The organism is Rhizobium sp. 2YAF20 (assembly GCF_052114685.1).
Lineage (GTDB): Bacteria > Pseudomonadota > Alphaproteobacteria > Rhizobiales > Rhizobiaceae > Rhizobium.
In genome coordinates this window covers 587318-612635 of sequence record NZ_JBFRFF010000001.1, presented here as the reverse complement: position 1 = coordinate 612635, position 25318 = coordinate 587318, and the positions used below count along the sequence as shown (strand labels likewise).

Annotated in this window: 27 protein-coding genes; 19 read left to right on the top strand and 8 right to left on the bottom strand. The window is 59.3% G+C overall.

The genetic code is table 11. The annotated features are described in order from the left end of the window. Positions 1–240 precede the first annotated feature (240 nt). The gene (gene greA / locus AB4Z52_RS02945; RefSeq protein ID WP_442216387.1) at positions 241–717 is read left to right on the top strand and encodes a transcription elongation factor GreA; all 477 of its coding nucleotides are present in this window, start codon (positions 241–243) and stop codon (positions 715–717) included. A 6-nt stretch (positions 718–723) separates the two neighbouring features. Next, positions 724–1803: a glycosyltransferase family 4 protein gene (locus tag AB4Z52_RS02940; RefSeq protein ID WP_442216386.1), complete on the top strand. Its 1080-nt coding sequence runs from the start codon at positions 724–726 to the stop codon at positions 1801–1803. Positions 1804–1809: 6 nt separating this feature from the next. On the opposite strand, the gene AB4Z52_RS02935 is transcribed toward AB4Z52_RS02940, so the two are convergent. The 3 genes from AB4Z52_RS02935 to AB4Z52_RS02925 are packed head-to-tail and all read right to left on the bottom strand — an operon-like array spanning position 1810 to position 4145. Continuing rightward, a complete protein-coding gene (locus AB4Z52_RS02935) occupies positions 1810–2727 on the bottom strand; it encodes a glycosyltransferase family 92 protein (protein ID WP_442216650.1) in 918 nt (305 codons plus the stop codon). Between the two features lie 39 nt (positions 2728–2766). Next, a complete protein-coding gene (locus AB4Z52_RS02930; protein WP_442216385.1) occupies positions 2767–3675 on the bottom strand; it encodes a glycosyl transferase in 909 nt (302 codons plus the stop codon). Positions 3676–3677: 2 nt separating this feature from the next. After that, positions 3678–4145 carry an Lrp/AsnC family transcriptional regulator gene (locus AB4Z52_RS02925; RefSeq protein ID WP_442216649.1) on the bottom strand — a complete coding sequence of 156 codons (468 nt, stop codon included), beginning with the start codon at positions 4143–4145 and terminating at the stop codon, positions 3678–3680. A gap of 240 nt (positions 4146–4385) precedes the next feature. On the opposite strand from AB4Z52_RS02925, the gene trxB reads away from it, so the two are divergent. The 4 genes from trxB to AB4Z52_RS02905 all read left to right on the top strand — a co-directional run bounded on the left by trxB (position 4386) and on the right by AB4Z52_RS02905 (position 8346). Continuing rightward, positions 4386–5360 carry a thioredoxin-disulfide reductase gene (gene trxB / locus AB4Z52_RS02920; RefSeq protein WP_442216384.1) on the top strand — a complete coding sequence of 325 codons (975 nt, stop codon included), beginning with the start codon at positions 4386–4388 and terminating at the stop codon, positions 5358–5360. 22 nt (positions 5361–5382) lie between these two features. After that, positions 5383–6279 (top strand): LysR family transcriptional regulator VtlR, encoded by an 897-nt coding sequence (locus AB4Z52_RS02915; RefSeq protein ID WP_442216383.1) that lies wholly within the window; start codon positions 5383–5385, stop codon positions 6277–6279. Between the two features lie 554 nt (positions 6280–6833). After that, positions 6834–7127, top strand: coding sequence for an ArsR/SmtB family transcription factor (locus AB4Z52_RS02910; RefSeq protein ID WP_442216382.1), 294 nt, complete (start codon positions 6834–6836; stop codon positions 7125–7127). A gap of 97 nt (positions 7128–7224) precedes the next feature. Then, positions 7225–8346, top strand: a complete 1122-nt coding sequence (locus AB4Z52_RS02905) for an alkene reductase (protein ID WP_442216381.1) — start codon at positions 7225–7227, stop codon at positions 8344–8346. A 69-nt stretch (positions 8347–8415) separates the two neighbouring features. On the opposite strand, the gene AB4Z52_RS02900 is transcribed toward AB4Z52_RS02905, so the two are convergent. Continuing rightward, a complete protein-coding gene (locus AB4Z52_RS02900; RefSeq protein WP_442216380.1) occupies positions 8416–9381 on the bottom strand; it encodes an NAD-dependent epimerase/dehydratase family protein in 966 nt (321 codons plus the stop codon). A gap of 91 nt (positions 9382–9472) precedes the next feature. On the opposite strand from AB4Z52_RS02900, the gene AB4Z52_RS02895 reads away from it, so the two are divergent. Then, the gene (locus AB4Z52_RS02895; RefSeq protein WP_442216379.1) at positions 9473–10360 is read left to right on the top strand and encodes a LysR family transcriptional regulator; all 888 of its coding nucleotides are present in this window, start codon (positions 9473–9475) and stop codon (positions 10358–10360) included. Between the two features lie 46 nt (positions 10361–10406). Here the strand turns inward: AB4Z52_RS02895 and AB4Z52_RS02890 are convergent, their stop codons facing one another. Next, a complete protein-coding gene (locus tag AB4Z52_RS02890) occupies positions 10407–10700 on the bottom strand; it encodes a DUF2188 domain-containing protein (protein ID WP_442216378.1) in 294 nt (97 codons plus the stop codon). Positions 10701–10943: 243 nt separating this feature from the next. Here AB4Z52_RS02890 and AB4Z52_RS02885 point away from each other — a divergent pair, with 243 nt between their 5' ends. Then, entirely contained in the window at positions 10944–12041 is a 1098-nt protein-coding gene (locus AB4Z52_RS02885) for a calcium:proton antiporter (protein ID WP_442216377.1), read from the top strand. 643 nt (positions 12042–12684) lie between these two features. Here the strand turns inward: AB4Z52_RS02885 and AB4Z52_RS02880 are convergent. Further along, positions 12685–13887 (bottom strand): pyridoxal phosphate-dependent aminotransferase, encoded by a 1203-nt coding sequence (locus AB4Z52_RS02880; protein ID WP_442216376.1) that lies wholly within the window; start codon positions 13885–13887, stop codon positions 12685–12687. A gap of 252 nt (positions 13888–14139) precedes the next feature. Between AB4Z52_RS02880 and AB4Z52_RS02875 the strand changes: the two genes are divergently transcribed. The 4 genes from AB4Z52_RS02875 to AB4Z52_RS02860 all read left to right on the top strand — a co-directional run bounded on the left by AB4Z52_RS02875 (position 14140) and on the right by AB4Z52_RS02860 (position 17526). Further along, entirely contained in the window at positions 14140–15285 is a 1146-nt protein-coding gene (locus AB4Z52_RS02875) for a PQQ-dependent sugar dehydrogenase (protein ID WP_442216648.1), read from the top strand. Positions 15286–15384: 99 nt separating this feature from the next. Continuing rightward, positions 15385–16275, top strand: coding sequence for a DMT family transporter (locus tag AB4Z52_RS02870; RefSeq protein WP_442216375.1), 891 nt, complete (start codon positions 15385–15387; stop codon positions 16273–16275). Between the two features lie 490 nt (positions 16276–16765). Next, positions 16766–16981 carry a cold-shock protein gene (locus tag AB4Z52_RS02865; RefSeq protein ID WP_442216374.1) on the top strand — a complete coding sequence of 72 codons (216 nt, stop codon included), beginning with the start codon at positions 16766–16768 and terminating at the stop codon, positions 16979–16981. 140 nt (positions 16982–17121) lie between these two features. Next, positions 17122–17526 carry a BA14K family protein gene (locus AB4Z52_RS02860; protein ID WP_442216373.1) on the top strand — a complete coding sequence of 135 codons (405 nt, stop codon included), beginning with the start codon at positions 17122–17124 and terminating at the stop codon, positions 17524–17526. A 60-nt stretch (positions 17527–17586) separates the two neighbouring features. Here the strand turns inward: AB4Z52_RS02860 and AB4Z52_RS02855 are convergent, their stop codons facing one another. Further along, the gene (locus AB4Z52_RS02855) at positions 17587–18231 is read right to left on the bottom strand and encodes an MBL fold metallo-hydrolase (protein WP_442216372.1); all 645 of its coding nucleotides are present in this window, start codon (positions 18229–18231) and stop codon (positions 17587–17589) included. Between the two features lie 308 nt (positions 18232–18539). On the opposite strand from AB4Z52_RS02855, the gene AB4Z52_RS02850 reads away from it, so the two are divergent. Together AB4Z52_RS02850 and AB4Z52_RS02845 are read left to right on the top strand one after the other, a co-directional pair. Next, on the top strand, positions 18540–19163 hold the full coding sequence (locus tag AB4Z52_RS02850; protein ID WP_442216371.1) for a DUF1236 domain-containing protein: 624 nt from the start codon (positions 18540–18542) through the stop codon (positions 19161–19163). Between the two features lie 211 nt (positions 19164–19374). After that, a complete protein-coding gene (locus tag AB4Z52_RS02845) occupies positions 19375–19641 on the top strand; it encodes a hypothetical protein (RefSeq protein WP_442216370.1) in 267 nt (88 codons plus the stop codon). A 55-nt stretch (positions 19642–19696) separates the two neighbouring features. Here AB4Z52_RS02845 and AB4Z52_RS02840 read toward each other — a convergent pair whose 3' ends face one another. Next, complete coding sequence (locus tag AB4Z52_RS02840; protein ID WP_442216369.1) at positions 19697–20590, bottom strand: branched-chain amino acid aminotransferase; 894 nt, start codon at positions 20588–20590, stop codon at positions 19697–19699. A gap of 255 nt (positions 20591–20845) precedes the next feature. On the opposite strand from AB4Z52_RS02840, the gene AB4Z52_RS02835 reads away from it, so the two are divergent. The 5 genes from AB4Z52_RS02835 to AB4Z52_RS02815 all read left to right on the top strand — a co-directional run bounded on the left by AB4Z52_RS02835 (position 20846) and on the right by AB4Z52_RS02815 (position 25140). Next, positions 20846–21343: a MarR family winged helix-turn-helix transcriptional regulator gene (locus AB4Z52_RS02835; protein ID WP_442216368.1), complete on the top strand. Its 498-nt coding sequence runs from the start codon at positions 20846–20848 to the stop codon at positions 21341–21343. Beyond that, the gene (locus AB4Z52_RS02830) at positions 21344–22045 is read left to right on the top strand and encodes a response regulator (RefSeq protein ID WP_442216367.1); all 702 of its coding nucleotides are present in this window, start codon (positions 21344–21346) and stop codon (positions 22043–22045) included. A 128-nt stretch (positions 22046–22173) separates the two neighbouring features. After that, a complete protein-coding gene (locus AB4Z52_RS02825) occupies positions 22174–23553 on the top strand; it encodes an ATP-binding protein (protein WP_442216366.1) in 1380 nt (459 codons plus the stop codon). 41 nt (positions 23554–23594) lie between these two features. Further along, positions 23595–24176 carry a DUF1349 domain-containing protein gene (locus AB4Z52_RS02820; protein ID WP_442216365.1) on the top strand — a complete coding sequence of 194 codons (582 nt, stop codon included), beginning with the start codon at positions 23595–23597 and terminating at the stop codon, positions 24174–24176. A 184-nt stretch (positions 24177–24360) separates the two neighbouring features. Then, on the top strand, positions 24361–25140 hold the full coding sequence (locus tag AB4Z52_RS02815) for a class I SAM-dependent methyltransferase (protein ID WP_442216364.1): 780 nt from the start codon (positions 24361–24363) through the stop codon (positions 25138–25140). Positions 25141–25318: the final 178 nt, after the last annotated feature.

The following is a 25318-nucleotide window of genomic DNA, read 5'->3' as shown; positions in this document are numbered from 1 at the left end:
CAGTACGTTCCTCGGCCCTCCACGAGAAGCAGCGCCGCCGGGACGCTGGCGCCCTCAGCCGAATCTGCGGTCCAAAATTGCGCTGGCGCCGATTCCCATGCGAATTTTCTGGAAATTTGCGGAAATGATCTGATATAAGAGAGCCAATAGTGACTATAGCACGGTTCCGAAGTTCCGCTTCGGGACCTGTTTTCTTTTGTGTCCGCGCCAGAGCGGCGCGGGGAGTGAAGGACGGGAAAAATGGTTGATAAGGTACCGATGACACCGAACGGGTACGTCAAGCTGCAGGAAGAACTGCGCTGGCGTCAGCAGGAAGAGCGCCCGCGAATCATCGAGGCAATCTCGGAAGCCCGTGCCCATGGCGACCTGTCCGAAAATGCCGAGTACCACGCCGCCAAGGAAGCACAGAGCCACAATGAGGGCCGCATCGGCGAAGTCGAGGACCTGGTCGCTCGCGCCGAGATCATCGACCTGTCGAAGATGTCCGGCTCGAAGATCAAGTTTGGCGCCAAGGTCAAGCTGATGGACGAGGACAGCGAGGAAGAGAAGAACTACCAGATCGTTGGCGACCAGGAAGCAGACGTGAAGGCGGGCCGGATCTCCATTTCCTCCCCGATCGCGCGCGCGTTGATCGGCAAGGAAGTCGGCGACAGCATCGAAGTGAACGCTCCCGGCGGCTCCAAGGCCTATGAGATCCTCGCAGTGACCTGGGGCTGATCGCCCGTGCGCGATCACCCGGCATCTCACCTCAGCGATATCACCGAAATCGAGATCGTCGCGCCGAACTTCAAGCGGCGTCTATCCGGCGTGACGTCGACGATCGTGCAGCTAGTCCCGAAGCAGGTGGAGCTCGGCTGCCATATCGTCACGCTCGGCCCTGGCCTGCCGGAACATCTGCCGAAGCTTGGATGGATGCGGTTGCCGGGCCTTTGGCGACGGCCGCGCCGCCACCCTGTGCGAGTCTGGCACGCGCGCCGGAACAACGAGATGCTGTTCGGCCTGTTGCTGAAAGCCGTGCTGCGGATGCCGTTGAAGCTGCTGTTTACGTCGGCTGCTCAACGCAAGCATTCGAGATACACCCGCTGGCTTATCCGCCGCATGGACGCGGTGATCGCCACAAGCGCCGGCTCCGGCACCTTCCTGACGGTTCCACACACCGTCATCCAGCACGGCGTCGACCTCAAGCTCTTCCATCCCCCCGAGGTGCCCGACGACCGCATGGCAGCGACCGACCTCCCCGGCCGATATCTCGTCGGCTGTTTCGGCAGGGTCCGCCACCAGAAGGGCACCGATCTGTTCGTCAACGCGATGATCACGCTGCTGCCGCAACACCCGGATTGGACGGCTGTCGTCTGCGGCCGGGTGACCGCCGAACACCGCGCCTTTGCCGATGACCTTATGAAGGCGGTCGTTAGCGCTGGCCTGTCCGACCGTATCCGGTTCCTGGGTGAAGTCGACGACATCCGCCCCTGGTATCGGCGCGCGACGCTCTATGTAGCCCCTTCCCGCAACGAAGGCTTTGGGCTTACCCCCCTTGAGGCGATGGCCTCGCGGACGGCTGTCGTCACCTCGACCGCCGGCGCCTATTCCGAAATGGTGGTTCCGGGCGAAACGGGCGCGATCGTGCCGGCGGGCGATGGCGACGCACTGACAAAGGCGATTGCCACCTACCTCGCCGACCCGGAGGAAACGCTGCGCCAAGGCGAGAACGCCGTTCGCCACGTTCGCAGCAATTTCGCGCTCGAAAAGGAAGCCACTGCCATCAGCGATGTCTACCGGCAGCTTCTCGCCTCCAAACCCTGAAGCCACCTATTTGCCCAGATCAATCCCGTTATGTGCGACGAAATCGATCATGGTGCGATCTTCCACCGCGTCGGCCTCTATGTGCCTGACGACGGCCAGCACCTTGTCCCGATAGTAGGACGCCGATTTGTCGTAGGACCAGCCCCTTGCCACCTTCGCCATCAGCTCTTCGGTGGACTTGCTGTAGTAGTGGTTGAGCTGCAGGAAGTCGTTCGAATAGAACGACGCCGACTTCCGTGCCTTTCGCGAAAACCGCTTGCCGGCGTCATTGGCGGTCAAATCGCCGAATTCCCGCGTCTTAAACTGGTGAACCGTCACCTCGGTCACTTCGCACGGATCGACGATGCACTTGAAGTTGCGTACATCCGGCTCGTCTGTCATCGGATCGGCGCCGCGCAACGTGAAGTTCAGGACGATCGGCCCGTCCGGGCGCCTGACATTGCCGCCGGTACCAAACATGTGCCACGGCAGCGAGACATTCGGGAAATCGCCGACCGCCTCCAGCGCCTCTTCCACCGTCCGGCTCCTTTTCGGAAGCAGGAATTCATCGGCGTCGATGAACGCCATCCATTTGTAACGGCTTCCGAAATTGAGGATTGCATGGGCAAAGACGATGACCTGGCCGTTGATCGGCGTGTCGGTGGATGCATCCACCATGCGCCCTGCCCAGGGGATGATCGTCAGCGCATCGGGCTCAAGCACATCGCGCAGGATGTCACCTGTGCCATCCGTCGAGCCGTTGTCGTAGATGTAGAAATGGCGGATACCGACCGCCCTGTGGAAGCGAACCCACTCCTCGATGTAGCTTGCCTCGTCCTTGATGCAGGCCGCGATCGCGATCCCGTGGCGCCCCGCTTCAGGCTTGGGCGGCGATATTGCGATCCGCTTGGCGGCCGTGACACTTTTCTTCGAAAACCAGCCCATACGTTCCTTACCGAAGCGGCAAAGCCGATCCGTCATCTCTCAAGCTGCAAACCTGCCGTCGTAGCCGAACCCCTGGCTGACGAGCGCCGACACCGGGGAGAAGTTCAAGATCTCGACATCCCGCTCGGCGGCTACCTTTTTCGCCAGCGCGAGATGGGCGACAATCCGCTTCTCAGCGCCGGCTATGCCGGAAAAAGCCGTCCTCTTGCCGGTCTCGTAAAATCTTGGCTGGTCGGCGTTGGAAATATCGATGCCGAACAGGCCGACGGTTCGAGGGGCGCAATAGATCGCAAATTGCAGCACCGATACCGCGACCGATCCACCCTGCACGACGCCGCGATCCGGCAAGCGCGAAAGGCCGGCCGAGCGATCCTCCTCGAGCACCACGAAGTCGAACCGCGCGATGGCATCGAGCGAGCGGCGCCGTTCGCCATAGGGCTTCCTGATATAGTCTATCAGCAGCACCGTCTTGTCCCTGAGCCATCGACGGTCGTGCTCGCAGATCGCCCTGAGCACGGCGACCGAGAAAAGGCAAAGCGAGCCGGCGGGCACCTTCTGCTTCATGAGATCGAAGTGCCGCCAGATGAAACGTTCGTCTTCGACCGCAATCGCCAGCGGCGTTTCGATCTGTTCGCCGATAAGGGCGATCGCGCCGTTCAATAGAACGGCGCTGCCATCCTCAAGACGGCTAAGATTGCAGTCGCGCACGGAGGGACCGGACCCTACGATGTAGATATTCTCGCCGGCTCGCTCACGCAAAAGATCGGCGTCTGAAAGTTCGACAACCTTTTTGCCAAAATGGAGAACGGCTCGACGGCCGGTTTGGGGATCGGGCACGATCTTGAGACCGGGAAACCAGTCCTGCACGTGAGCGCGCGGACCGCCGAGAAACAGTAGCGCGCCGCTCTTCACCATCGAACGAAACCAGGGACGGTCGGAACCCGCCATGCCTAAAGCTCCACCAGGCCGAGTTTCTTCACCTGGCGAATGGTCAGCATGGTCCGGACCGTGTCGACATGCTCGTTCGCGGTAAGAACTTCGATGACGAAATCCTGGAAGCGGGTTAGGTTTTCAGCAACGCAATGCAGCAGGAAATCGCTGTCGCCGGAGACCATCCAGGCCTGACGCACCAATTGCCATTGCCCGGTCGCCGCCGCAAAGGCCTTGAGATTGGCTTCGGACTGGTGCTTGAGCCCGACCATACAGAAGGCAACGAGATCGAAACCCAGTTTCGGGCTGTTCAGCATCGCGTGGTAGCCCTCGATGATGCCGGCTTCCTCGAGCTTGCGCACCCTCCTCAGGCAGGGCGGTGCCGAGATTCCGACGCGGTCGGCCAATTCTACGTTGGTCATGCGTCCATCGCGCTGTAGCTCGCGCAGGATCTTGATGTCGATGGCGTCGAGTTCAGCCCTTTGCACTGGTCGGCCTTTCTTTAATTCCATCGCGGCAGTTTCTATATAAAGCGGCGCGATACGCAAGAATCTTTCTCAAAGGCAACCGAAAATTACATATGAGCCGATTTGCCCTGTTGGTAATGCAAGGCTGCCCTTGAATAAATGCATACGGCAATCATAAATGGGCCAGCGGATCGCGAAACCGCCTGAATGCCCGCTTAGGGCGCCGGTTTCCCGAAGCGCTTTCATCGAAAGGACGTCTCCATGCCAGCCCGCCATACCAAGGTGCTCATCATCGGTTCAGGACCCGCCGGCTACACAGCCGCCGTCTATGCCGCACGCGCCATGCTGAAACCGGTCCTAATCGCCGGCCTCGAACAGGGCGGACAGTTGATGATCACTACCGATGTCGAAAATTACCCGGGCTTTGCCGATCCGATCCAGGGCCCGTGGCTGATGGAGCAGATGCTGCAGCAGGCGACCCATGTCGGCGCGGAAATCGTCAACGATCTTGTGACCGAGGTCGACGTGAACCAGCGCCCGTTCGTAATCCGCACAGATAGCGGTACCGTCTGGACCGCCGATACACTGATCATTTCGACCGGTGCCAAGGCCAAATGGCTCGGGATCGAAAGCGAACAGCATTTCCAGGGTTTTGGCGTTTCGGCCTGCGCCACATGCGACGGCTTCTTTTATCGCAACAAGGACGTGATCGTCGTTGGCGGCGGCAACAGCGCCGTCGAGGAAGCGCTCTATTTGTCGAACATCGCAAAGAGCGTCACGGTTGTTCATCGCCGCGATTTCTTCCGCGCCGAGAAGATCCTGCAGGAGCGCCTCTTCGCCAAGGAAAATATCAAGCTGCTCTGGAACACCGAAGTCGCCGAGATCACCGGCACGCCGGCCAAGCCGCCGATGCCGCCGTCGGTATCCGGCGTACGCCTGCGCGACACTCGCAACGGTACGATCACCGATGTGCCGATCGACGGCGTCTTCGTCGCGATCGGCCACGCGCCTGCGACCGAACTTTTCAAGGGCAAGCTGAAGCTCAAGGACAATGGCTATCTCTGGACCGCTCCGGATTCGACCGCGACCAGCCTCGAAGGCATCTATGCCGCCGGCGATGTCACGGACGACATCTTCCGTCAGGCGATCACGGCGGCCGGAATGGGCTGCATGGCAGCACTTGAGGCAGAACGGTATCTGACGGGCGCCATGCCTGTCGCCGTGGCGGCGGAGTGATCCGCCGATGAGGGGGAGCGGAATGCCTTTGGATTGGGACAAGCTGCGGATTTTCCACGCAGCTGCGGAAGCAGGCTCGTTCACGCATGCGGCCGATAAGTTGCATCTGTCCCAATCGGCCATCAGCCGCCAGGTCAGCGCGCTGGAACAGGACGTCGGCATCAAGCTCTTCCACCGCCACGCCCGCGGCCTGATCCTGACGGAACAGGGCGAGCTGCTCTACCGCACCGCCCATGACGTGCTGCTGAAGCTCGAAACCGTCAAGATGCAGCTCACCGAGACAACCGAGAAGCCAAGCGGCAAGCTGCGCGTCACCACGACGGTCGGCCTCGGCCAGGGCTGGCTTACCGACAAGATCCAGGAATTCCTTCAGCTCTACCCCGACATGCAGATACAGCTGATCCTCGACAACGAGGAGCTGGACGTGAACATGCGTCACGCCGATTGCGCCATCCGCCTGCGCCAGCCGCAGCAATCGGACCTGATCCAGCGCAAGCTCTTTACAGTGCATATGCACGTCTACGCCGCGCCCTCCTATATCAACCGCTATGGCGAACCGCAGTCGGTCGAGGATCTCGACGATCACCGCATCATCAGTTTCGGCGAACCTGCGCCGATGTACCTTCTGGATGTCAACTGGCTGGAGATCGCCGGACGGTCGTCCGACAACAAGCGGCCGCCTCATCTCCAGATCAACAGCCAAACCTCGATCAAGCGCGCCTGCCTGCTTGGGATCGGCATCGCCGTGCTTCCGGATTATATCGTTGGCCGAGATCCTGGCCTCATTCAGCTTGCGATCAATGCGGATGTGCCGTCGTTCGACACCTATTTCTGCTATCCGGATGAAATGAAGAACGCCGCGAAGTTGAAGGTTTTCAGGGACTTCGTTGTCGCCAAGGCGCGGAACTGGAATTTCTGAGCTAGCTCCAGTGCCTACGAAATATCCGCTCATGCATAGCGCGCATAGCAGATATGCACAATAACGAGTTGCCGAATGCACATTTAAACACCATATCGCACTCAGCTGATGCACATGGTGGCTTTTCCTCCCAGTTCCACCGCAGCAGCTGTTCCCCTCTGGAGGTTTTTAACCTTCATACCTATAAGGGCCTCGGATTTTCCGATGGCCCTTTTTTTTGTCTTTTCTCCGCCTGCAAACCCAACTGCACAAACGCATAGCTGCCCTGCACAAAAAATCATTGCGCACTGCACAATAAAATACCATCTTGTCCACAGCTGATGCACATGGTGGCTTTTCCTCCCAGTTCCACCGCAGCAGCTGTTCCCCTCTGGAGGTTTTTAACCTTCATACCTTAAAGGGCCCTGGCTAACGCCGGTGGCCCTCTTTTTTTGCTTAAAATTTAATCGCAACGATATGCGGCTATGCTCACGGAGATGTGACCTCCTCCGCCTTGATGTATCGAAAATAAGCGATACATAAATCGCCAACGATCAATATTCGATGGCAATTCGATGGACCGAGACGAAATCCTCAAGGCGCTCTCACATCCGAAGCGCATAGAAATACTCAACTGGCTGAAGAAGCCGGAGGAGCATTTCGCTGGCCAGGATCACCCGTTGGAGATGGGTGTCTGCGCCGGGCAATTCGAGCGCTGCGGCCTGTCGCAATCCACGGTCTCGGCCCATCTCGGGACCCTTCATCGCGCCGGGCTTGTAACGACGAAGCGCATCGGCCAGTGGGTTTTCTACAAGCGCAACGAAGACGTCATCGCCGAATTCTGCGACTGCCTCAGGCAGGAGCTTTGAGACCCACTTACGCCTCAGCTTCTGCTTTCGGCAGCAGTCTAAATTCCCTCCCACTTCCCAGCAGCCGCAAAGGCACAATAGCCAAAAAGGAAAGCCTATGACCAAGCTCTTCGAACCGACGAAGCTAGGCGACATCGCCATTGCGAACCGCGTCATCATGGCGCCGTTAACCCGCAACCGCTCGCCGGGCGCCGTGCCGACAGACATCAACGCCACCTATTACAGGCAGCGCGCCACCGCCGGTCTAATCATCACCGAGGCCACCGCGATCTCCCATCAGGGACAGGGCTATGCCGACGTCCCGGGCCTTTATACGAAGGAAGCGATCGACGGCTGGAAGAAGGTGACCGATGCCGTTCATTCAGCAGGCGGCAAGATCGTCGTCCAGATGTGGCATGTGGGGCGCATCTCGCATAACAGCCTGCAACCGAATGGCGGCAAGCCGGTTTCTTCCACATCGAAAATCGCAGACGCCAAAACCTTTCTCGTCAAGCCGGATGGTACAGGCGAATATGTCCCGACATCAGAACCCCGCGCGCTCGAACTTTCGGAGATCCCCGGCATCATAGAGGACTACCGCAAGGCAGCGCGCGCCGCGATCGACGCAGGCTTCGACGGTGTCGAGATCCACGCAGCCAATGGCTACCTGATCGATCAGTTCCTCCGAGCGGGCGTCAACGACCGCACCGACAAGTATGGCGGCTCGATCGAGAACCGCGCCCGCTTCCTGTTTGAAGTCGTGGACGTCATCGTGAAGGAAATCGGTGCCGGCCGCACTGCAATCCGCCTCTCCCCGGTCACTCCCTCGGGCGACAGCACCGATCCCCAGCCGCAGCCGCTCTTTACCAACGTCGTCGAAGGCCTGGCCAAATATGGCCTTTCCTACATCCACATCGTCGAAGGCCAGACCGGCGGCCCGCGCGACTTCCAGCAGGGCGACCTGCCCTTCGACTATGATGCTCTGCGCGCCGCTTACGAAGTGGCCGGCGGCAAGGCTGCTTGGATGACCAATAACGGTTATGACAGGCAGATGGCGATTGATACGATCGATAGCGGCAAGGCCGACGTGGTCGCCTTCGGCAAGCCCTTCATTGCCAATCCCGATCTCGTCGAGCGCCTGAAGGTGAATGCGCCGCTGAACCCGCTGGATACCAGCAAGATCTACGGCAAGGGCGGCATCGGCTATACCGACTATCCGACGCTCGAAAAGGTTGCCTGATCGAACGTCGCAAAGTTGCGGTCGCGCCGAACCTCTCGAGGTCAGGCGCGACCTGCTTGACGCAAATTCCTAGCGGCAGTCGATCGAAGCCAGGGTCGCGCGCACCGCTTCGTTGATCGGCGTCCGTGGTTCCGCGCCAAGCGCCGAAACGAGCTTGTCGTTCCGCATTCGCAGCGGCTCCCTCCACAGATAGCTCATCTCGCGAAGCTCCCGCATGAAGGTGACAAATGGTGCCGCAACCGGCAGCAGCCACCAGGGGAAATTCCGTACCTTGAGCTTGCGACCGACGGCCCCCTCGATGGCGGCGATCATCTGCCGGCCGTTCGAATCCCAGAAGCCCTCCATGTGGTAGACGCCGAAGGCCGGCAATGTGTCACCTTTTTCGACAAGGCGGATCATTGTCTCGGCAACATCCGGAATATAGGCCCACTGATGGCCAAGCCCTGCCTTGCCCGGATACATCACCGACGTGACCTGCTTGCCTGCCTTGACCAGCCCCTGACTGAACCAATTGTTGGCCGCATCCGGCCCGAAATAATCACCGGCACGGACGATGATGACCGGCGTTCCGCCCTCGGCGGCCTGCTTTAGACGCCGCTCCATTTCCACGCGGATGCCGCCCTTTACCGTAGCGGCCCGCTGAGGGCTGCCTTCAGTCAGGATCGGAAAGGCGTCCGGCCCGAAATTGTAGACCGTGCCCGGCAGGACGATGCGCGCCCCGACGGTGCGGGCCGCTGCGATCGTATTGTCCAGCATCGGCAGCACAAGCTCGCCCCAGTTCCTGTAGCCGGGCGGATTGACTGCGTGGACGATAAGGCTTGCGCCCTCTGCTGCCTTGAGCACGTCGGCCGCGTTCATGGCGTCGCCCCCTACCCATTCGTACAAGGGCAGCGACCGCGAGGCCATCGCGACGTCGCGGTTCAACGCCCTGACATTCCAGCCCCGCGCTGCGAGACCTTTGGCAACCGCTCCGCCGATGCCGCCAGTGGCGCCAAGAACGAGGGCTGTGTTTCTGCTGTCTGTCTGTTTGATCATTGTCATCTCCATCTTTTCGATGAGGCGACAATGCCCGGGAAAGCCGATAAACAAAATTGCGTAAAAATGTGCATATGATATACAAATATTTATGACAACGACCGAACCGAGCTGGGACTTCTACAAGACATTTCTCGCCGTCCTTCAGCATGGCTCGCTGTCAGCGGCAGCGCGAGAACTCGGGCTGACGCAGCCGACGGTCGGCCGCCACATCGACGCACTGGAACAGGCTATCGGCGCGGAGCTTTTTACCAGATCGCAACTCGGCCTGTTGCCGACAGAGGCAGCGCTTGACCTGCGCCCTTACGCGGAGACCTTGGCCGCCACCTCGGCAGCGCTGCTGCGCGCTGCATCCGGTCAACGGGGCAATATCTCCGGAACTGTGCGCATCAGCGCCAGCGAAGTCATCGGCATAGAGGTGCTCCCGCCGATCCTTGCCGACCTGCAGGAGCGATATCCCGGCCTGACTGTCGAGCTCTCAGCCTCCGACGCGATAGAAGATCTTCTGCAGCGGGAAGCCGATATCGCAGTGCGCATGGCCGAACCGTCGCAGGATGCCCTCGTCGTGCGTCGCATCGGCACCATCCGACTCGGCTTCTTCGCACATCGCTGTTATCTGGACGGAAGGCAGCGGCCTGAACAGGTGGCCGATCTCGCTCGTCACCGAATTGTCGGCTTCGATCGCCAGAGCGCCTATATCCGCGTCATGTTGAAGCGCTATCCCGTCCTCGATCCGGCAAAATTTGCCTTCAAGGCCGATAGTGGGCTGGCGCAGATCGCCGCAATCCGCGCCGGCGTCGGCATCGGACTGTGCCAGTTGCCGCTCGCCAGGCGGGACGCAAATCTCGTCCGCCTGCTGCCTGAGTTCGAATTGCCGATGAACACATGGGTCGCGATGCACGAAAACCTGAAATCCTCGCCGCGCTGCCACGTAACCTTCGACGCGCTGGTGGCGGGACTGCTGGATTATGTCGCGTAAGATCTAAGGCAGCACTGCCTGCCTGCAAGTCAGTCGCTGCTCGACTTCACGCCTCAGGAGACGCCTCAGGAGACGCCTCCGCTGACCGCTTCATCCAACGGCCGTCTATGACCTCGGTCTCCGGACGATCGCCGCCGTCGGTATATTCCTCATGCCAGCGGCCATGCTCGTCCTGATAACTGATCTCGGCCGATTCGCCGCCGACCTGCTGTTCGGCAGCGACAATGCGGGCGGCCTGCAACGCATCCGAATGGGTTGGAAAAGCTTCCGAATAGACATCCGCAAGCTTGTAAGCCCACCCCCCGTCATGCGGAACCACTTCGTAAGTAACCTTGACCATTCAGATGTCTCCTCGTTCTTCTTCTGGCGCTCGAAAGCGCCGGCACGTTCCGGATTTCATCTCGTTCAATCATGAGCGTCCGGCAAAGTGCGTCGGGATCGGTGCATCTATCCGGGAGCGCGATTGCGGGGAGTATTCCACCAAAAGGGCGCAACTGCAAATTTTTGCTAGGTTGCAGCTTGCTTGATGTGAGAAATCATTGCCTTAGATTGCAAAACTGAATCGGGATCGGAGCCGCGGCCTGTGGGGATATCGAGCATTCTGAAAGAGGAGAGGTTTCTCTTAATCTCGCTTGCCGTGGCGGTTGTCGCTTTTTTTGGCGAACATTGGGTCCTGGAGATGGGCAGAGGTGCTGCGATCCTTGCAGCGATCGCGCTCATTGCAACCATCGTTCTCGCCTCGATGCGCGTCGCCCACCATGCCGAAGTACTGGCCGTCAAAGTCGGCGATCCCTACGGCACCATGATCCTGACGCTTGCAGCTGTCGCGGTCGAGGTCATCATCCTTGCCATCCTCATGAGCGGCGAAAGCTCGCCGACGCTGGTCCGCGACACGATATATTCGGCGGTCATGCTCGACATTAACGGCATCCTCGGCCTTGCAGCCCTGCTTGGCGGCTTGAAGCACGGCGAGCAACCCTACAACGACGACAGCGGCAAGACCTATGGCGTGATGATCCTGACCGCGATGGGCATCTCGATGATCGTGCCGGAATTCATCCCCGATGCCAAATGGCACTATTATTCCGCCTTCACCATCGGCGCCATGATCGCCCTCTATGCCCTCTTCCTCAGGATGCAGGTCGGCCAGCACAGTTATTTCTTCAGCTACAGCTATCCCCGCACGGAAAAGCGTAAGGAAAGCGCGCAGGAGGCCCATGAAGACGAGTCCTCGGCCGTCTCGATTGCCACCATTCTCGTCGGCGTCGTCATTATCGGCCTATTGGCCGAGTTCATGTCGGCGTTCATGAGCACCGGCCTGAGGGGCAGCGGCGCACCGCCTGCCATTGCCGCCATCATCGTCGCGGCAATCTCTGCCGCACCTGAGATCCTCACGGCACTAAGGGCCGCCCTTCGCAACCGCATGCAGGCAACAGTCAACATCGCCATGGGCGCCTCGCTATCGACGGTCATCCTGACCGTCCCGATGATGGAGGCGATAGCACTTTACACCGGCCAGCCCTTCATCATGGCGATGTCGCCGGTCCAGACGGTCATGGTCATCATCACCCTCATCGCCGCTGCGATAAACCTCAATGACGGCGAGACGAACGCCATCGAAGGCATGACCCATTTCATCCTCTTCGCCACATTCATCATGCTGACGGGATTGGGGCTTTGATCGTTATTTCAATGGGATGGAGGTAGGGGCGGAATCGGATCGGTAGGGCGTTGAAGCGGGATGTGAACGCGGCGTCGTTTCTACCCCTTAGAGGCCAAGTGATGGTCAACCAGCGCCCTATAGCCAGAATCAAACGACTTGCATCAATTCGATCCTGTTGCCGAACGGATCGCTCACGTATCGTCTGTTATAGCCACTCAACGGCTCGTCCGACAAAGTCGGAAATCCAACCGCTTCCGACGTTGCGACTATAGATGCCAGATCACTGAAAATGAGGCCTGGGTGCGCTTTTCGCGCGGGCGAGAAATTGGCGTCGACACCTAGATCAATCTTGACGCCATTTGCCTCGAACCAACACCCGCCCCTCCCGGCCAGGTTCGCAGGCTTGGGCACCTCGTTGAGACCAAGCAGTCGCTGATAGAAATCACGGGCAGCCCTCTCCTTTCCTGCCGGCATTGCGAGTTGAACATGATCAATCCCGATGACCGTCAACTTGGCCTCCCGAATAACAAATCCAAGGCAGTGTACGAAATTCTAACCGATGCAGTTTCAGGAATAACACCGACTTTCGATAGGTGCCCACCATCAAAAACGGGGAGAGCCCGCCATCGCTGACGGGCTCTCGATCATAACCAAACCATGCTTAGTTGCAGGCGTTGCAGAAGCGCTGGATACGGCGGCAGGCTTCTTCGAGCAGGTCTTCGGAGGTCGCGTAGGAGATGCGGAAGTTGGGGCCGAGGCCGAAGGCCGAACCGTGGACGACGGCGACGCCTTCCGATTCCAGCAGCTCGGACACGAAGTCCTCGTCGTTCTCGATGACCTTGCCGGAAGGCGAGGTCTTGCCGATCAGGCCGGCGCAGGACGGGTAGACGTAGAACGCCCCTTCCGGAACCGGGCAGGAAATGCCCTTGGCCTGGTTGAGCATCGAGACCACGAGATCGCGGCGGCCTTCGAAGATCTTCTTGTTCGCTGGGATGAAATCCTGCGGACCGTTCAACGCTTCGACGGCCGCCCATTGCGAGATCGATGCCGCACCCGAGGTCTGCTGGCCCTGGATCATGTCCATTGCCTTGATAAGTTGCAGCGGGCCGGCCGCATAGCCGATACGCCAGCCGGTCATCGCATAGGCCTTCGATACGCCGTTCATCGTCAAGGTGCGGTCGTAAAGCGCAGGCTCGACCTCAACGGGCGTGACGAACTTGAAGTCGCCATAGGTCAGGTGCTCATACATGTCGTCGGTCAGCACCCAGACATGCGGGTGCTTCATTAGCACGTCCGTTAGAGCCTTCAGCTCGGCATGGGTATAGGCAGCGCCCGACGGATTCGACGGCGAGTTGAAGATGAACCACTTGGTCTTCGCGGTGATCGCCTTGTCGAGATCGGCAGCGGTCAGCTTGAAGTTGTTTTCCTGTGTCGCCGAAACGAACACCGGCGTGCCGCCGCAAAGCGCCACCATTTCCGGGTAAGACACCCAGTAAGGCGCCGGGATGACGACTTCATCGCCTGCGTTCATCGTCGCCATGAAGGCGTTGAAAAGAATCTGCTTTCCGCCGGTGCCGACGATCGTCTGCTCCATTGCGTATTCGAGACCGTTTTCGCGCTTGAACTTGGCAACGATCGCCTTGCGCAATTCCGGAATACCGGAGACCGGCGTGTACTTCGTCTCGCCGCGGTTGATCGCGTCGATCGCAGCCTGCTTGATATTGTCCGGCGTATCGAAATCCGGCTCGCCGGCGCCAAGGCCGATCACGTCGCGTCCTTTTGCTTTCAGCTCGCGCGCTTTCTGGGAAACGGCGATGGTGGCAGAAGGCTTAACACGGGAAAGAGCGTCGGCAAGAAAGGCCATGGTGATCGGTCCTATTCGGTTGAAAACAGCAGAAACTGTGGACCAGATTTCTGCGGTAAGGTCTATGTCGAATGTGAGCCCGGGTTTCAAGCGCAAAGGCGTCACAGTGACGTTATTTATGAAGGCTGTGGCAAAGCGAGGGACGGCGTGGTCACACAAACGCGTTACCCGGCCGTCAATCCGCCTTGAACCGCCGCCGGCCTCCACCACCTTGCCTTGAGGAGGCCCAAAAGGAGGCGGATCTTGAACAGCATGCTCAGAGCAAAAACCTTGGCATTCGTCGCCATGGCACTCATTCCGGCAGCCTCTGAAGGACATGCCGCGACGACACAAACCGTCAAGACGCAGCTCGTGACAGTCAAGGTCGAAACGATAGCGACGGGGCTCTCCCATCCCTGGGCGGTCGAGGTGCTGCCCGATGGCGCTTATCTCGTCACCGAGCGCCCGGCCCGAATGCGGATCATCCGCGACGGCCACGTCCTCGAGCCCATTTCAGGCCTGCCCGATATCGCCGTCCGCGGCCAGGGCGGTCTGCTCGATGTCGCACTCGATCCGAAATTCACCGTGAACCGGACGATCTATTTTACCGCATCCGTGGCCGGCCCTGGCGGTATCGGTACGGCCGCTTTCAGTGCGAGTCTAGCAAGCGACGAAAAGCGGATCACCAACGTCAAGCGCATCTTCCAGATGAATCACCTCTCCGAGGGCGGACTGCAATTCGGCTCGCGTATCGCCATCGACAAGGACGGCAGTCTGTTCGTCAGCCTCGGCGATCGCGGCGAGATGGGCCGTGCCCAGGATTTCAAGGACGACGCCGGTTCGATCGTCCACATCAATGCCGACGGCAGTCTTCCCGCCGACAACCCGTTCAAGGATGGCGCAACGGCCCTGCCAGAGATATGGACGAAGGGCCACCGCAATCCCGAGGGCATGACGTTCGACAGCGCCGACGGCAAGCTCTACACCGTAGAACACGGCCCGATGGGCGGCGATGAGATCAACCTTATCGAGGCCGGCAAGAATTACGGCTGGCCCATCATCACCTACGGCCTCGACTATTCCGGCGCCAAGATCGGAATCGGTACCGCGAAGGCAGGGATGGAACAGCCCCTCTTTTACTGGGATCCGTCGATCGCGCCAGGCGGGCTTGCCATCTATCACGGCCGAATGTTTCCGGAATGGAGCGGTGATTTCCTGGTTGCCGCCCTGAAATTCAAGTTGCTGTCCCGCCTCGAGCGCGACGGCAACGGCAAGATCGTCGAACGGGAGCGGATGCTGACGGGCGATTTCGGCCGGCTGCGCGATGTGGTGGTCGCGCCCGATGGCGCCCTGCTGATCACCACAGACGCCGACAACGGCGCGTTGCTTCGGATCTCCCGGGCAGCGGATACGAAGTGAATTGGCCGCGCTGAGCGAGTTCCCGCGCGCCCTTGCCCAATGGAAAGGCAACTGCTAACCGTCGCGCCATCGACATCCCTCCTGATATCAAGGGCGAATATGACGCGCGTTCAGGCGAATCTGGTTCTATTGCTTGCGGCAGCGATATGGGGCGGCGGGTTCGTTGCCCAGTCAACGGCGATGCATGCGATCGGCCCGTTCTGGTTCATCGGACTGCGTTTTGCCGTTGCCGCCATCGTCGTGCTGCCCTTCGTCTGGCTTGAAGCCCGAAAGGCTGCAGCGCCTGTCACGCGCAAGAATGCGATGTCTTTCACACTTGTCGGAATTGCCCTCTTCGGCGGCGCGGCCACCCAGCAGGTCGGCCTTCAGACAACGACTGTCACCAATTCCAGCTTCATCACCGGCCTTTACGTCGTCTTCGTACCGATGATCGCGGTCGTCTTCCTGCGTCGCCCGCCGCACTGGGTAATCTGGCCCGCCGCCCTGATGGCGCTGACCGGGATCTACCTTCTCTCCGGTGGCTCGTTCTCCCACCTGACGGTTGGCGATCTGTTGACCGTTGTCTGCGCGATCTTCTGGGCGATCCAGATCACGCTTGCAGGATCGGCTGTCGCCGAGACCGGCCGTCCGCTTGCAATTTCCGCCGTGCAGTTCGCGGTGACGGCCGCAGCCGGTCTTGCTGCCGCCATCGTGACCGAGCCGATCAGCCTTGAGGCGATCAGCGACGCAATCTGGGAAATCCTCTATGTCGGCATTTTCTCGTCGGGCCTTGCCTTCGCCCTGCAAGTGATCGGTCAGCGCTATACGACGTCCTCCCAGGCCGCGATCTTCCTGTCATCCGAGGCCCTGTTCGGCGCTTCGCTCGCCGCCCTTATCCTCGGGGAAACGGTTTCGCCGCTCGGCTATGTCGGATGCGCATTGATGTTTGCAGCGATGCTGACGGTCGAACTGGTGCCCGAGATGGCGCGCCGTCGGGCGATTTCAGACTAGAACCAAGACGCGGCCGAAATCCTGAAGCGAGCGCCGCACCGCACAATTCTATCAACGCGACATAATCGCCTCCGCGCCATCGATTTGGGAAAATTTGGCGGGACTTATATCGCTGACGATGCGAAACGGGCAGCGATCCGGCATGGTGTAGAAAAATTTAACATGCCGCCCTTGACTTCCGCCGGAGACGAGAGAGCCAAGTGGAAACGTTAAAAAACTTTTGCTTGCCAACTCCCGATAAACCCAGCACTCTCAAAGGTGTTCGGGCATTTTACGAGCATGGGAAGTCCTTATAAGAATGCGCGCCGGAGACGCCAATACTCCGGTCAGCCTGATTTGAAATCGAACCGCGAGGTTTGGATTGAACATCACGGCCGAGGTAGAGGGACCCTTTCCTCAGACTGCGAGAACTGCCTGCAAGCGCCCGCAAGGGTAAAGACAGTGATGCCGCCCGCACGGACGGTGGGCGGAGAGAAAAGGGAACTGACGCATGGCCGAGACTGGCATTGTTAAATTCTTCAACACCGACAAGGGCTTCGGCTTTATCAAGCCAGATCGGGGCGGCGCCGACATTTTCGTTCATATCTCCGCTGTTCAGGCCTCGGGTCTTTCGGGCCTCACCGAAAATCAGAAGGTCAGCTTCGACACCGAGCCGGATCGTCGCGGCAAGGGACCAAAGGCGGTAAACCTCCAGGTTTCCGGCTGACTTCCAGCACGTCACCAGCAGATTTCAAGCCCGGCTGAATGCCGGGCTCTCATTCAGCCTGTATTCACCTTGCTGCCGTTAGTTTGGCGTAATCGAAGCCCATGAAACGGGTCTCCCGATTCTCTGCAAGGACAGGACAGATGAACACTTTAGGCAAATCCCTCATTATCTCAGCGGCAGCCGCGGCGATGACATTTGCGTCACTTTCGGCCGCATCAGCAGACGACGGCTGGCATCATCATCACGACAATAGTGGCTGGGTTGCTGGTGCCGCCGGCCTCGCGACCGGCCTGGTCGTTGGGTCTGTCATTGCCAACCAGCCGCGCTACGTCGAACCGGACCCCTACTACGACGCTCCTCCGCCCCCGCCGCCCTATTATTATCGCGCGCCTACCCGGGTCTACTACCCAGGTCCGGCAGTCGGCCTTCGCCCCTGGTCACCGCAGTGGATGCGTTATTGCTATGACCGTTACGGCAGCTTCGACGCCCGCACCGGCACCTATGTAGGTTATGACGGCGCTCGACACTTCTGCGTCGCCAACTGATCCTCAGCTATCGATAAAATTAAGACGCCGCTCTTTGGGCGGCGTCTTGCGTTTGTGGCATCATATTCCGCGAAGGAAGGGATTGGTCCGGCGCTCCTCGCCGATCTGCCCGCCAGGACCGTGGCCGCAGATGAAGCCGACATTGTCCCCAAGCGGTAGCACCTTGTCGCGGATCGAATCCAGCAACTGCTGGTGATTGCCGCCCGGAAGGTCGGTGCGGCCGATCGAGCCATGAAACAACACGTCGCCGAGATGGGCGAACCCCTGTTCCTTGTTGAAGAAGATCACGTGGCCCGGCGAGTGCCCCGGACAGTGGAACACCTCGAATTCGTGCTCCCCGAAGGAAACCTTGTCGCCGTCGTTCAGGAACCTGTCCGGGGTAACGTTGCGCACGCCCGGAATATTGAATGCCTTACCTCTGTCCTCGATCAGCTGAAGCAGCGGCAGATCGTCTTCATGCGGGCCGACAATCTCCAGGCCGAGCGCCTCTTTGACGTCCTTGGCGCCGCCCGCATGGTCGATATGCCCATGCGTCAGCCAGATCGCCTTCAGTGTCAGGCCGTTCTCCCGCACCGTCTCGAGGATGAGTTCGACGTCACCGCCCGGATCAACGATGACACCTTCCTTGGTATCCGGATCGAACAGGATCGTGCAATTCTGCTGGAACGGTGTCACCGGAATGATGCCGGCCTGAAGCATGCCCATAAGCGCCTCTTGCGTTGAGATATGAGCCTTCCCTATAGCTCCAAACACATCGATGTGCAGCCCCTGTCCTTTGAAAACGGCGGAACGGTTGAGCCTTAGGAAGATAAATCCTCAATCGGCATCGGCCGCAATTTCGAACTCATCGAAAAAAGACTTGGGTGGACGATATTCAAATATTTATTTGAATTTTCAATAGCTTGTTGGAAATGCCGAAAGCCTTCACAGGCGTCGTTTTCCTTAATTTTGGAACATCGGTCCGATCCATACGTTTTTGACCCACCAAGAGATCATCAACAAGGAGAGACCCTATGCGCTTCAAGAGAAACCTATTGGCGGCGGGCGTCATCTTCGCTGCAAGTGCGGGACTGGCCGAGGCGCAGATGTCGGCGACCACCATGTCGGACATCGATGTGCACACCGGCCCTGGCACTCAATATCCTACTGTGGGCACGGCAACACGGGGATCGGAGGCAATGCTCGACGGATGCGTCGCGGGTAGCCACTGGTGCCGCATCGACGTCAACGGCATGCGGGGCTGGGCCTACGCCCAATCACTGAGCGTCGAGCAGAATGGTGCCCCCGTCGTCGTCGAACAGCACAGCACGGATCTAGGAGTTCCGGTCGTGACCTATCAGCAGACAGACGAGGTCAACACCGGCAGCGTGAACGCTGCCCCCGCCCCCGGGGATGAACTTCTTGGAACGGTGGAAGATGTGGAGGCTGTCACGCCGCCAAGAACCATCCGTAACTACATCGATGAAAATCCCGTCGATGCCGTCCGACTGAAGGGCAGCGTCGTTGTCGGCACCGAATTGCCGCGCGACATCGCCGTTCGCACCATACCGGACTATCGCTATAGCTACGTGCGAATCAACGGCCAGCCCGTGCTGGTCGATCCCGGCACCCGCCGGGTGGTCTATGTTTACAACTAAAAACAACAAAAGCGGCCAAATGGCCGCTTTTCTCCTATAATTCGTCACCATCCAGCGCTCATTTCACTCGCGGCAGTTGCCTTTCTATCCCTTTGTACAATTGCGTGATAAACTCCGACCTTGTGAAGGGCGGTTCTCCTTCACCGTCCTGGACGGAGACGAGATAACGGGATCCGGTACGATTGTCGACCGGGGGAGAGAGGGGACTAGCATGGAATCTTTGATGCCAATCATCACTCAACTGATCGCCGGCGCGGTCGGCGGAAACCTGACGAGTGCCGTGCTGAAACAGGAAGCGGCCAGCGTTGTCGCCAGAACCATCGCCGGCGCAATCGGTGGTGTCGGCGGCGGCATCCTGCTGACGCTTGTCGGCGGTGAAGCCGGCCTGACCGGGCTCGTCGCCCAGGGCATTGGCGCACTGGTCGGCGGCGGCATCCTGTCCGGAATCGTCGGAGCGGTCATGAACCGCTCCAAGTAATATCCTAGCCTTCGAAAGCCGGGAGGCACGATGGAACCCGGCTTTCGATCATGAACTATTCGGCGGCGACTGCGGCCGATGGATAGACTTCCCTCATATAGTCGTTCATCAGTGTCTCCGAGATGGTCGCGGGCTTGAACGTGTAAGGCCCGATTTCGGAAACCGGGGTCACCTCGGCTGCCGAGCCTGTGAGGAAGCATTCACTGAAATCACGCAATTCTTCCGGCATGATCACCCGCTCCACGACCTCGATCCCGCGGCGTTTGGCCAGCGCGATCACCGTCTGCCGGGTGATGCCATTCAGGAAGCAATCGGGCGTAGGTGTGTGGATGACGCCATCCTTGACGAAAAAGATATTGGCGCCCGTCGCCTCGGCGACCTGGCCGCGATAGTCGAGCATCATTGCATCGGCATATCCCTTGGCTTCTGCCGCATGCTTTGAAATGGTGCAGATCATGTAAAGCCCAGCCGCCTTTGACGCGCAGGGTGCAGTGCGCGGATCGGGACGGCGATACTCCGCTATATCGAGCCTGATCCCCTTGAGCTTCTCGGCCGGATTGAAATAGCTTCCCCATTGCCAGATGGCGATGGCAACGTTGATGCGGTTGGATTGGGCCGAAACGCCCATCATCTCGCTGCCGCGCCAGGCGATGGGGCGAACATAGGCATCGGAAAAGCCCTGGCGCTTGAGGAGCTCGATAGTCGCCTTGTCGAGTTCCTCGACGCTGTAGGGGATCTTGAAGCCGAGGATGTCGGCAGACTTGTGAAGGCGCTGATTGTGCTCGGTCAGCCTAAAGACCTTGCCACCGTAGGCACGCTCGCCTTCGAACACCGCACTTGCATAGTGCAGGCCGTGGGTCAGCACATGAATCTTGGCATCCTTCCAGGCGACAAATTCGCCGTTGAACCAGATCTCGCCATCCAGTTGGTCAAAAGGAACTGATGCCATTCGTCTATCCTCCGGCGCCTATAGGCCAAGTCTGTTGATTGTTGCTCCGAATACACTCTATCCAGTGACGCAACTGGCAGAAAGTGTGTTCTATTGGAGTTTTGCGGAGCCAGGCTTATTTTGCCCGACAAGGTCGTCATCGTCCAGCCGCCGCAATCTTGCGGAAACTAGCATGGCATCATAATATGTCAACGATACTGACTTATTTCTACTGAAGTGTCCGGAACGCGGTGACACGGGAAAGGAAATGCCAAGGTGCCACGACAGACGAGCCAAAAGGCAGCAAGACCGGAACTGCTCGAAACGCCGATGGGAAACGCTGATATCGTCGACTTCGAAATCATCGAGCTGCTGTTCTTCGCCTATCGCGACTTCGTCTCCGATCCCGACGCAATCCTGAGCAAGAGCGGCTTCGGCCGGGCGCACCACCGTATCGTGCATTTCGTTAACCGCGAACCGGGCATGACCGTTGCAGACCTTTTGGAAACATTGAAGATCACCAAACAGAGTTTGGCGAGAGTCCTCAAACAATTGATCGATTCAGGCTATATTCACCAGGTGGCCGGGCCCGAGGACCGCAGACAGCGAAAACTCTACCCGACAAAGGCCGGACGGGACCTCGCCCTGGCGCTAGCGGAGCCGCAATCGCGCCGTATTGAGAAGGCATTCGGAAGCGCCTCTGACAACGAGCGCGAAAGCGTCAAGAGGTTTTTGAAGGGCATGCAGGACAGAAACAGAAATGAGATGGATTGAATGACGACCAAGACACCCATTTCGGACGACGCGGCCCATCTTCTGGTGGTCGATGACGACACCCGTATCCGGGCGTTGCTCAATCGCTATCTCATGGAAAAAGGTTTTCGGGTGACAGTCGCCGCCGATGGGGCCGAGGCTCGTCGCAAGCTCGAAGGGCTCGATTTCGATCTCATCATCATGGACGTCATGATGCCAGGCGAATCCGGCATCGCGCTGACGGCGGGCCTGCGCGATATCAAGAACATCCCGATTATCATGCTGACGGCGTTGGCCGAGGCCGACAGCAGGATAGCCGGCCTTGAAGCCGGCGCTGATGACTATCTCTCCAAGCCGTTCGATCCGCGCGAACTGGTCCTGCGCATCAGCAACATTCTCAGACGCAACACACCGGCAGACGCGCCAAAGATCGAGCAGGTCATGTTCGGCCCCTACACCTTCTCACTCTCGCGCAAGGAACTGAAGAAGTCTTCCGAGCTGATCCGGCTGACGGACCGCGAACAGGAAATCATGCTGCTCTTCGCAAAGCGCGCCGGCGACACCATTCCGCGCCACGAGCTGATCGGCGACGATGCCGAGGTCGGCGAGCGAACGATCGACGTGCAGATCAATCGTCTGCGCCGCAAGATCGAAGAGGATCCGGCCAATCCCGTCTGGCTTCAAACCGTGCGAGGCATCGGCTACCGCCTGAGCATCGACTGAGGCGGCTCATTCGCGATGAGGACGTTGCGCACAAAAACAAAGAGTTAACACCCGTTTCCGGAATCCTTTTTTGAAGCGGCGTGCGTTAATATATAAAAGCCGTTATCCCGGCAGCAGGATCAGCAGCAATGGCGACAATCGAGACGATCAGGCGCGATCACGATCAATCCTCGTCTTCCGGGCTGCGCTGGTTCGTACGCTGGCTGCGCCGGCAGCTGCCGACAGGCCTCTATGCGCGCTCGCTGCTGATCATCATCATTCCGATGGTGCTGTTGCAGGCAGTCGTCGCGGCGGTGTTCATGGAGCGGCACTGGCAGATGGTCACGCAGCGCCTATCCATGGCGACCACCCGTGATATTGCCGCCATCATCGACATCATCCAGACCTATCCGCAGGATGCCGACTATACGCAGGTGACCCGGATCGCCAACGACAAGCTCGACCTCAGCATCTCTATCGAGCCGGGCGGGGACCTGCCACCGCCGCGCGCCAAGCCCTTTTTCTCGATCCTCGACGGTATCCTCAGCGACGAGATCCGCGAGCAGATCGACCTGCCCTTCTGGGTCGACACGGTCGGCGATTCCAAGCTCGTGGAGATAAGGGTCAAGCTTCCCGACAAGGTGCTGCGTGTGTTTGCCCGGCGCAGCCAGACCTACGCCTCCAACACGCAGATTTTCATTTTCTGGATGCTTGGGACATCGCTTGTCCTCATCGGCATCGCGGTGCTCTTCCTTCGTGGACAGATCAGGCCGATCCAGGCGCTTGCCCGCGCGGCGGAAAGCTTTGGTAAGGGACAGCGGCTTGAGAACTTTCTGCCGCGCGGCGCCGACGAAGTCCGAAGAGCCGGCCTTGCCTTCATTCTCATGCGCGAGCGCATCGAGCGCCAGATCGAGCAGCGGACAGCAATGCTCTCCGGCGTCAGCCACGACCTGCGGACCGTTCTCACGCGTTTCAAATTGCAGCTCGCGCTCGTCGGTGACAATCCCGATCTCGCCGGTCTGAACGAAGACGTCGAGGACATGCAGAGCATGCTGGAAGGCTATATGGCTTTTGCTCGCGGCGAAGCGGAAGAGGATGTCGGCAAGGTAACCCTCAGCGATATCTTCGACCGGCTGGAAGCGGACTTTACCATGCACGGAAAGAAGCTCACCTACGCCATCGAGGGCGAGAACACCGTCGCCGTCAGGCCGAATGCCTTTACGCGGCTGGTGACCAACCTCGCGTCCAATGCCCGGCGCTATGCCGATACCCTCAAGATCGATGCCAAGCATAGCGCCAAATGGCTGACGTTGGTGTTCGACGATGACGGGCCTGGTATTCCGCCCGCCTACCGCGACGACGTATTCAAGCCCTTCTTCCGCCTCGACGAAGCACGCAACCTCGACAATTCAGGCACAGGGCTCGGCCTTGCCATTGCTCGAGACATCGCCCGCAGCCACGGCGGCAACGTCACGCTTGGCGATAGCCCGATGGGCGGCCTGCGCGCTACGATCCGCATTCCCGCCTAGGGGCTTCGCGCATTTCGACCTCATGCCCTGAAAGGAAACGTATGCCCATCGATCTCAAGGATATGACCTGGCTGAACCCGCCCCCCCTTGCCGAAATGCATGGCGAGCGGCTGGTCGTTCGCACCGGTCCGACGACCGATTTCTGGCAGGGAACCTATTACGGCTTTCACCGCGACAACGGTCATTTCCTCCAACAGCACCGCCGCGGCGATTTCACCGCCAACGTCACTTTCGTCGGCCGCTATGAAGAGCTCTACGACCAGGCCGGCCTGATGATCCGCCATGACGCGACGCACTGGATGAAATGCGGCATCGAATACACCGATGGAGCAAGGCACTTCAGCGTCGTGGTCACCAACGGCCATTCCGACTGGTCCGCCTTCAGGCTCGACGACGACTTCGAGACAATGTCGCTGCAGGTCACGCGCAACGGCGACGCGCTCTTCATCCAGTATCGCACGGATGAGATGGAAGCCTGGCGCATGGCGCGCCTTGCCTATTTCGACCCGGCGCTTGAAGACGTGGCCGTCGGTCCTGCCTTGTGCTCACCCCAGCGCGAAGGCTTCGAAGCGGAATTCCTCGATTTCAGCGTTACCAACCCGGTCTCGCGCGATATCCACTGAGGCAGGGCTCTTCCGCCATATTTACGAAATCAAATACGCGGTCCGACGTCAGCCTCGGACCAGCATCGCCGCTGCATAGTTGGCGTGATCCTTGGTTTTAGTGCGAGTCTCCGGGGTCTGTCCAAGTCATCCGATCGAAACTCGGCTCTAAACTGCGCGTCGCCGGCGCCTCATGGGGAACTCAATGGCCTTTTTTCATGCTTGTCCTGTTTGTCGAAACAGGATCCCGCATTTTGTCCCGCTTCCGTCGTATTATATCGACAAGAATGCCGAGCACGGCTTTGCCTATTCGCCGGACGACTTCGAGACCATAAACCATCGGGCCTACAGCTGCCCCAACTGCCACGCCTCCGACCGAGACCGGCTCTACGCACTGTTCTTTTCGCCGGTGTTTCAGCGGCTTAATCAAGCCCAGCCGTTCAGGTTTCTGGACATCGCGCCGGGCCGGGCGCTGAGCTACTGGCTGAAAAGCCACCCCCACGTCTTCTATCGCAGCTGTGACATGTACATGCCGGAAGCCGACGACAAGGCGGATATCCACAACTTGCCCTACGAAGACGGGACCTTCGACTTCGTCCTTTGTTCTCACGTGCTTGAACATGTGGATGACCCGGTTCGAGCAACGGCGGAAATCAAGCGTGTACTGAAACCGGATAGCATCGCCATGCTGATGGCGCCGATCTGCCTTGCGATCGAGGAGAACTACGAAAACCCGGCGATCACCACGCCGGAGGGTCGCTGGAAGCACTTCGGCCAGGACGATCACGTTCGCATGTTCTCAAGAAGCGGCTTTATCGACGTCATCAAGCAAGCCGGCCTTGCGGTACAGGAAATCCCCGTCGTCGAATTCCTGGCACCCGATGTGTGCGACACCTACGGCATCAGCCCGCGATCCGTGCTTTATCTCGGCGTCAAGCAAAGAGCTGAAGCCCAGCAACAGACGGACGAACGAAACGTCGCTTAAGGCGAATAAACGTGCAATCGCAAGGCGCCCCAGCGGGCGCTTTTTCGTTGGGCTGGAATGTGACTATCGCCGGTGTCTCGCAATAGCGACACGCAAAGGAGCCCCGCCATGGGAAAGACGGGGCCACTGACTTGTAGCTTCTATCGTCAATCGCACCGTAAGGGCCAAATTGACCGCC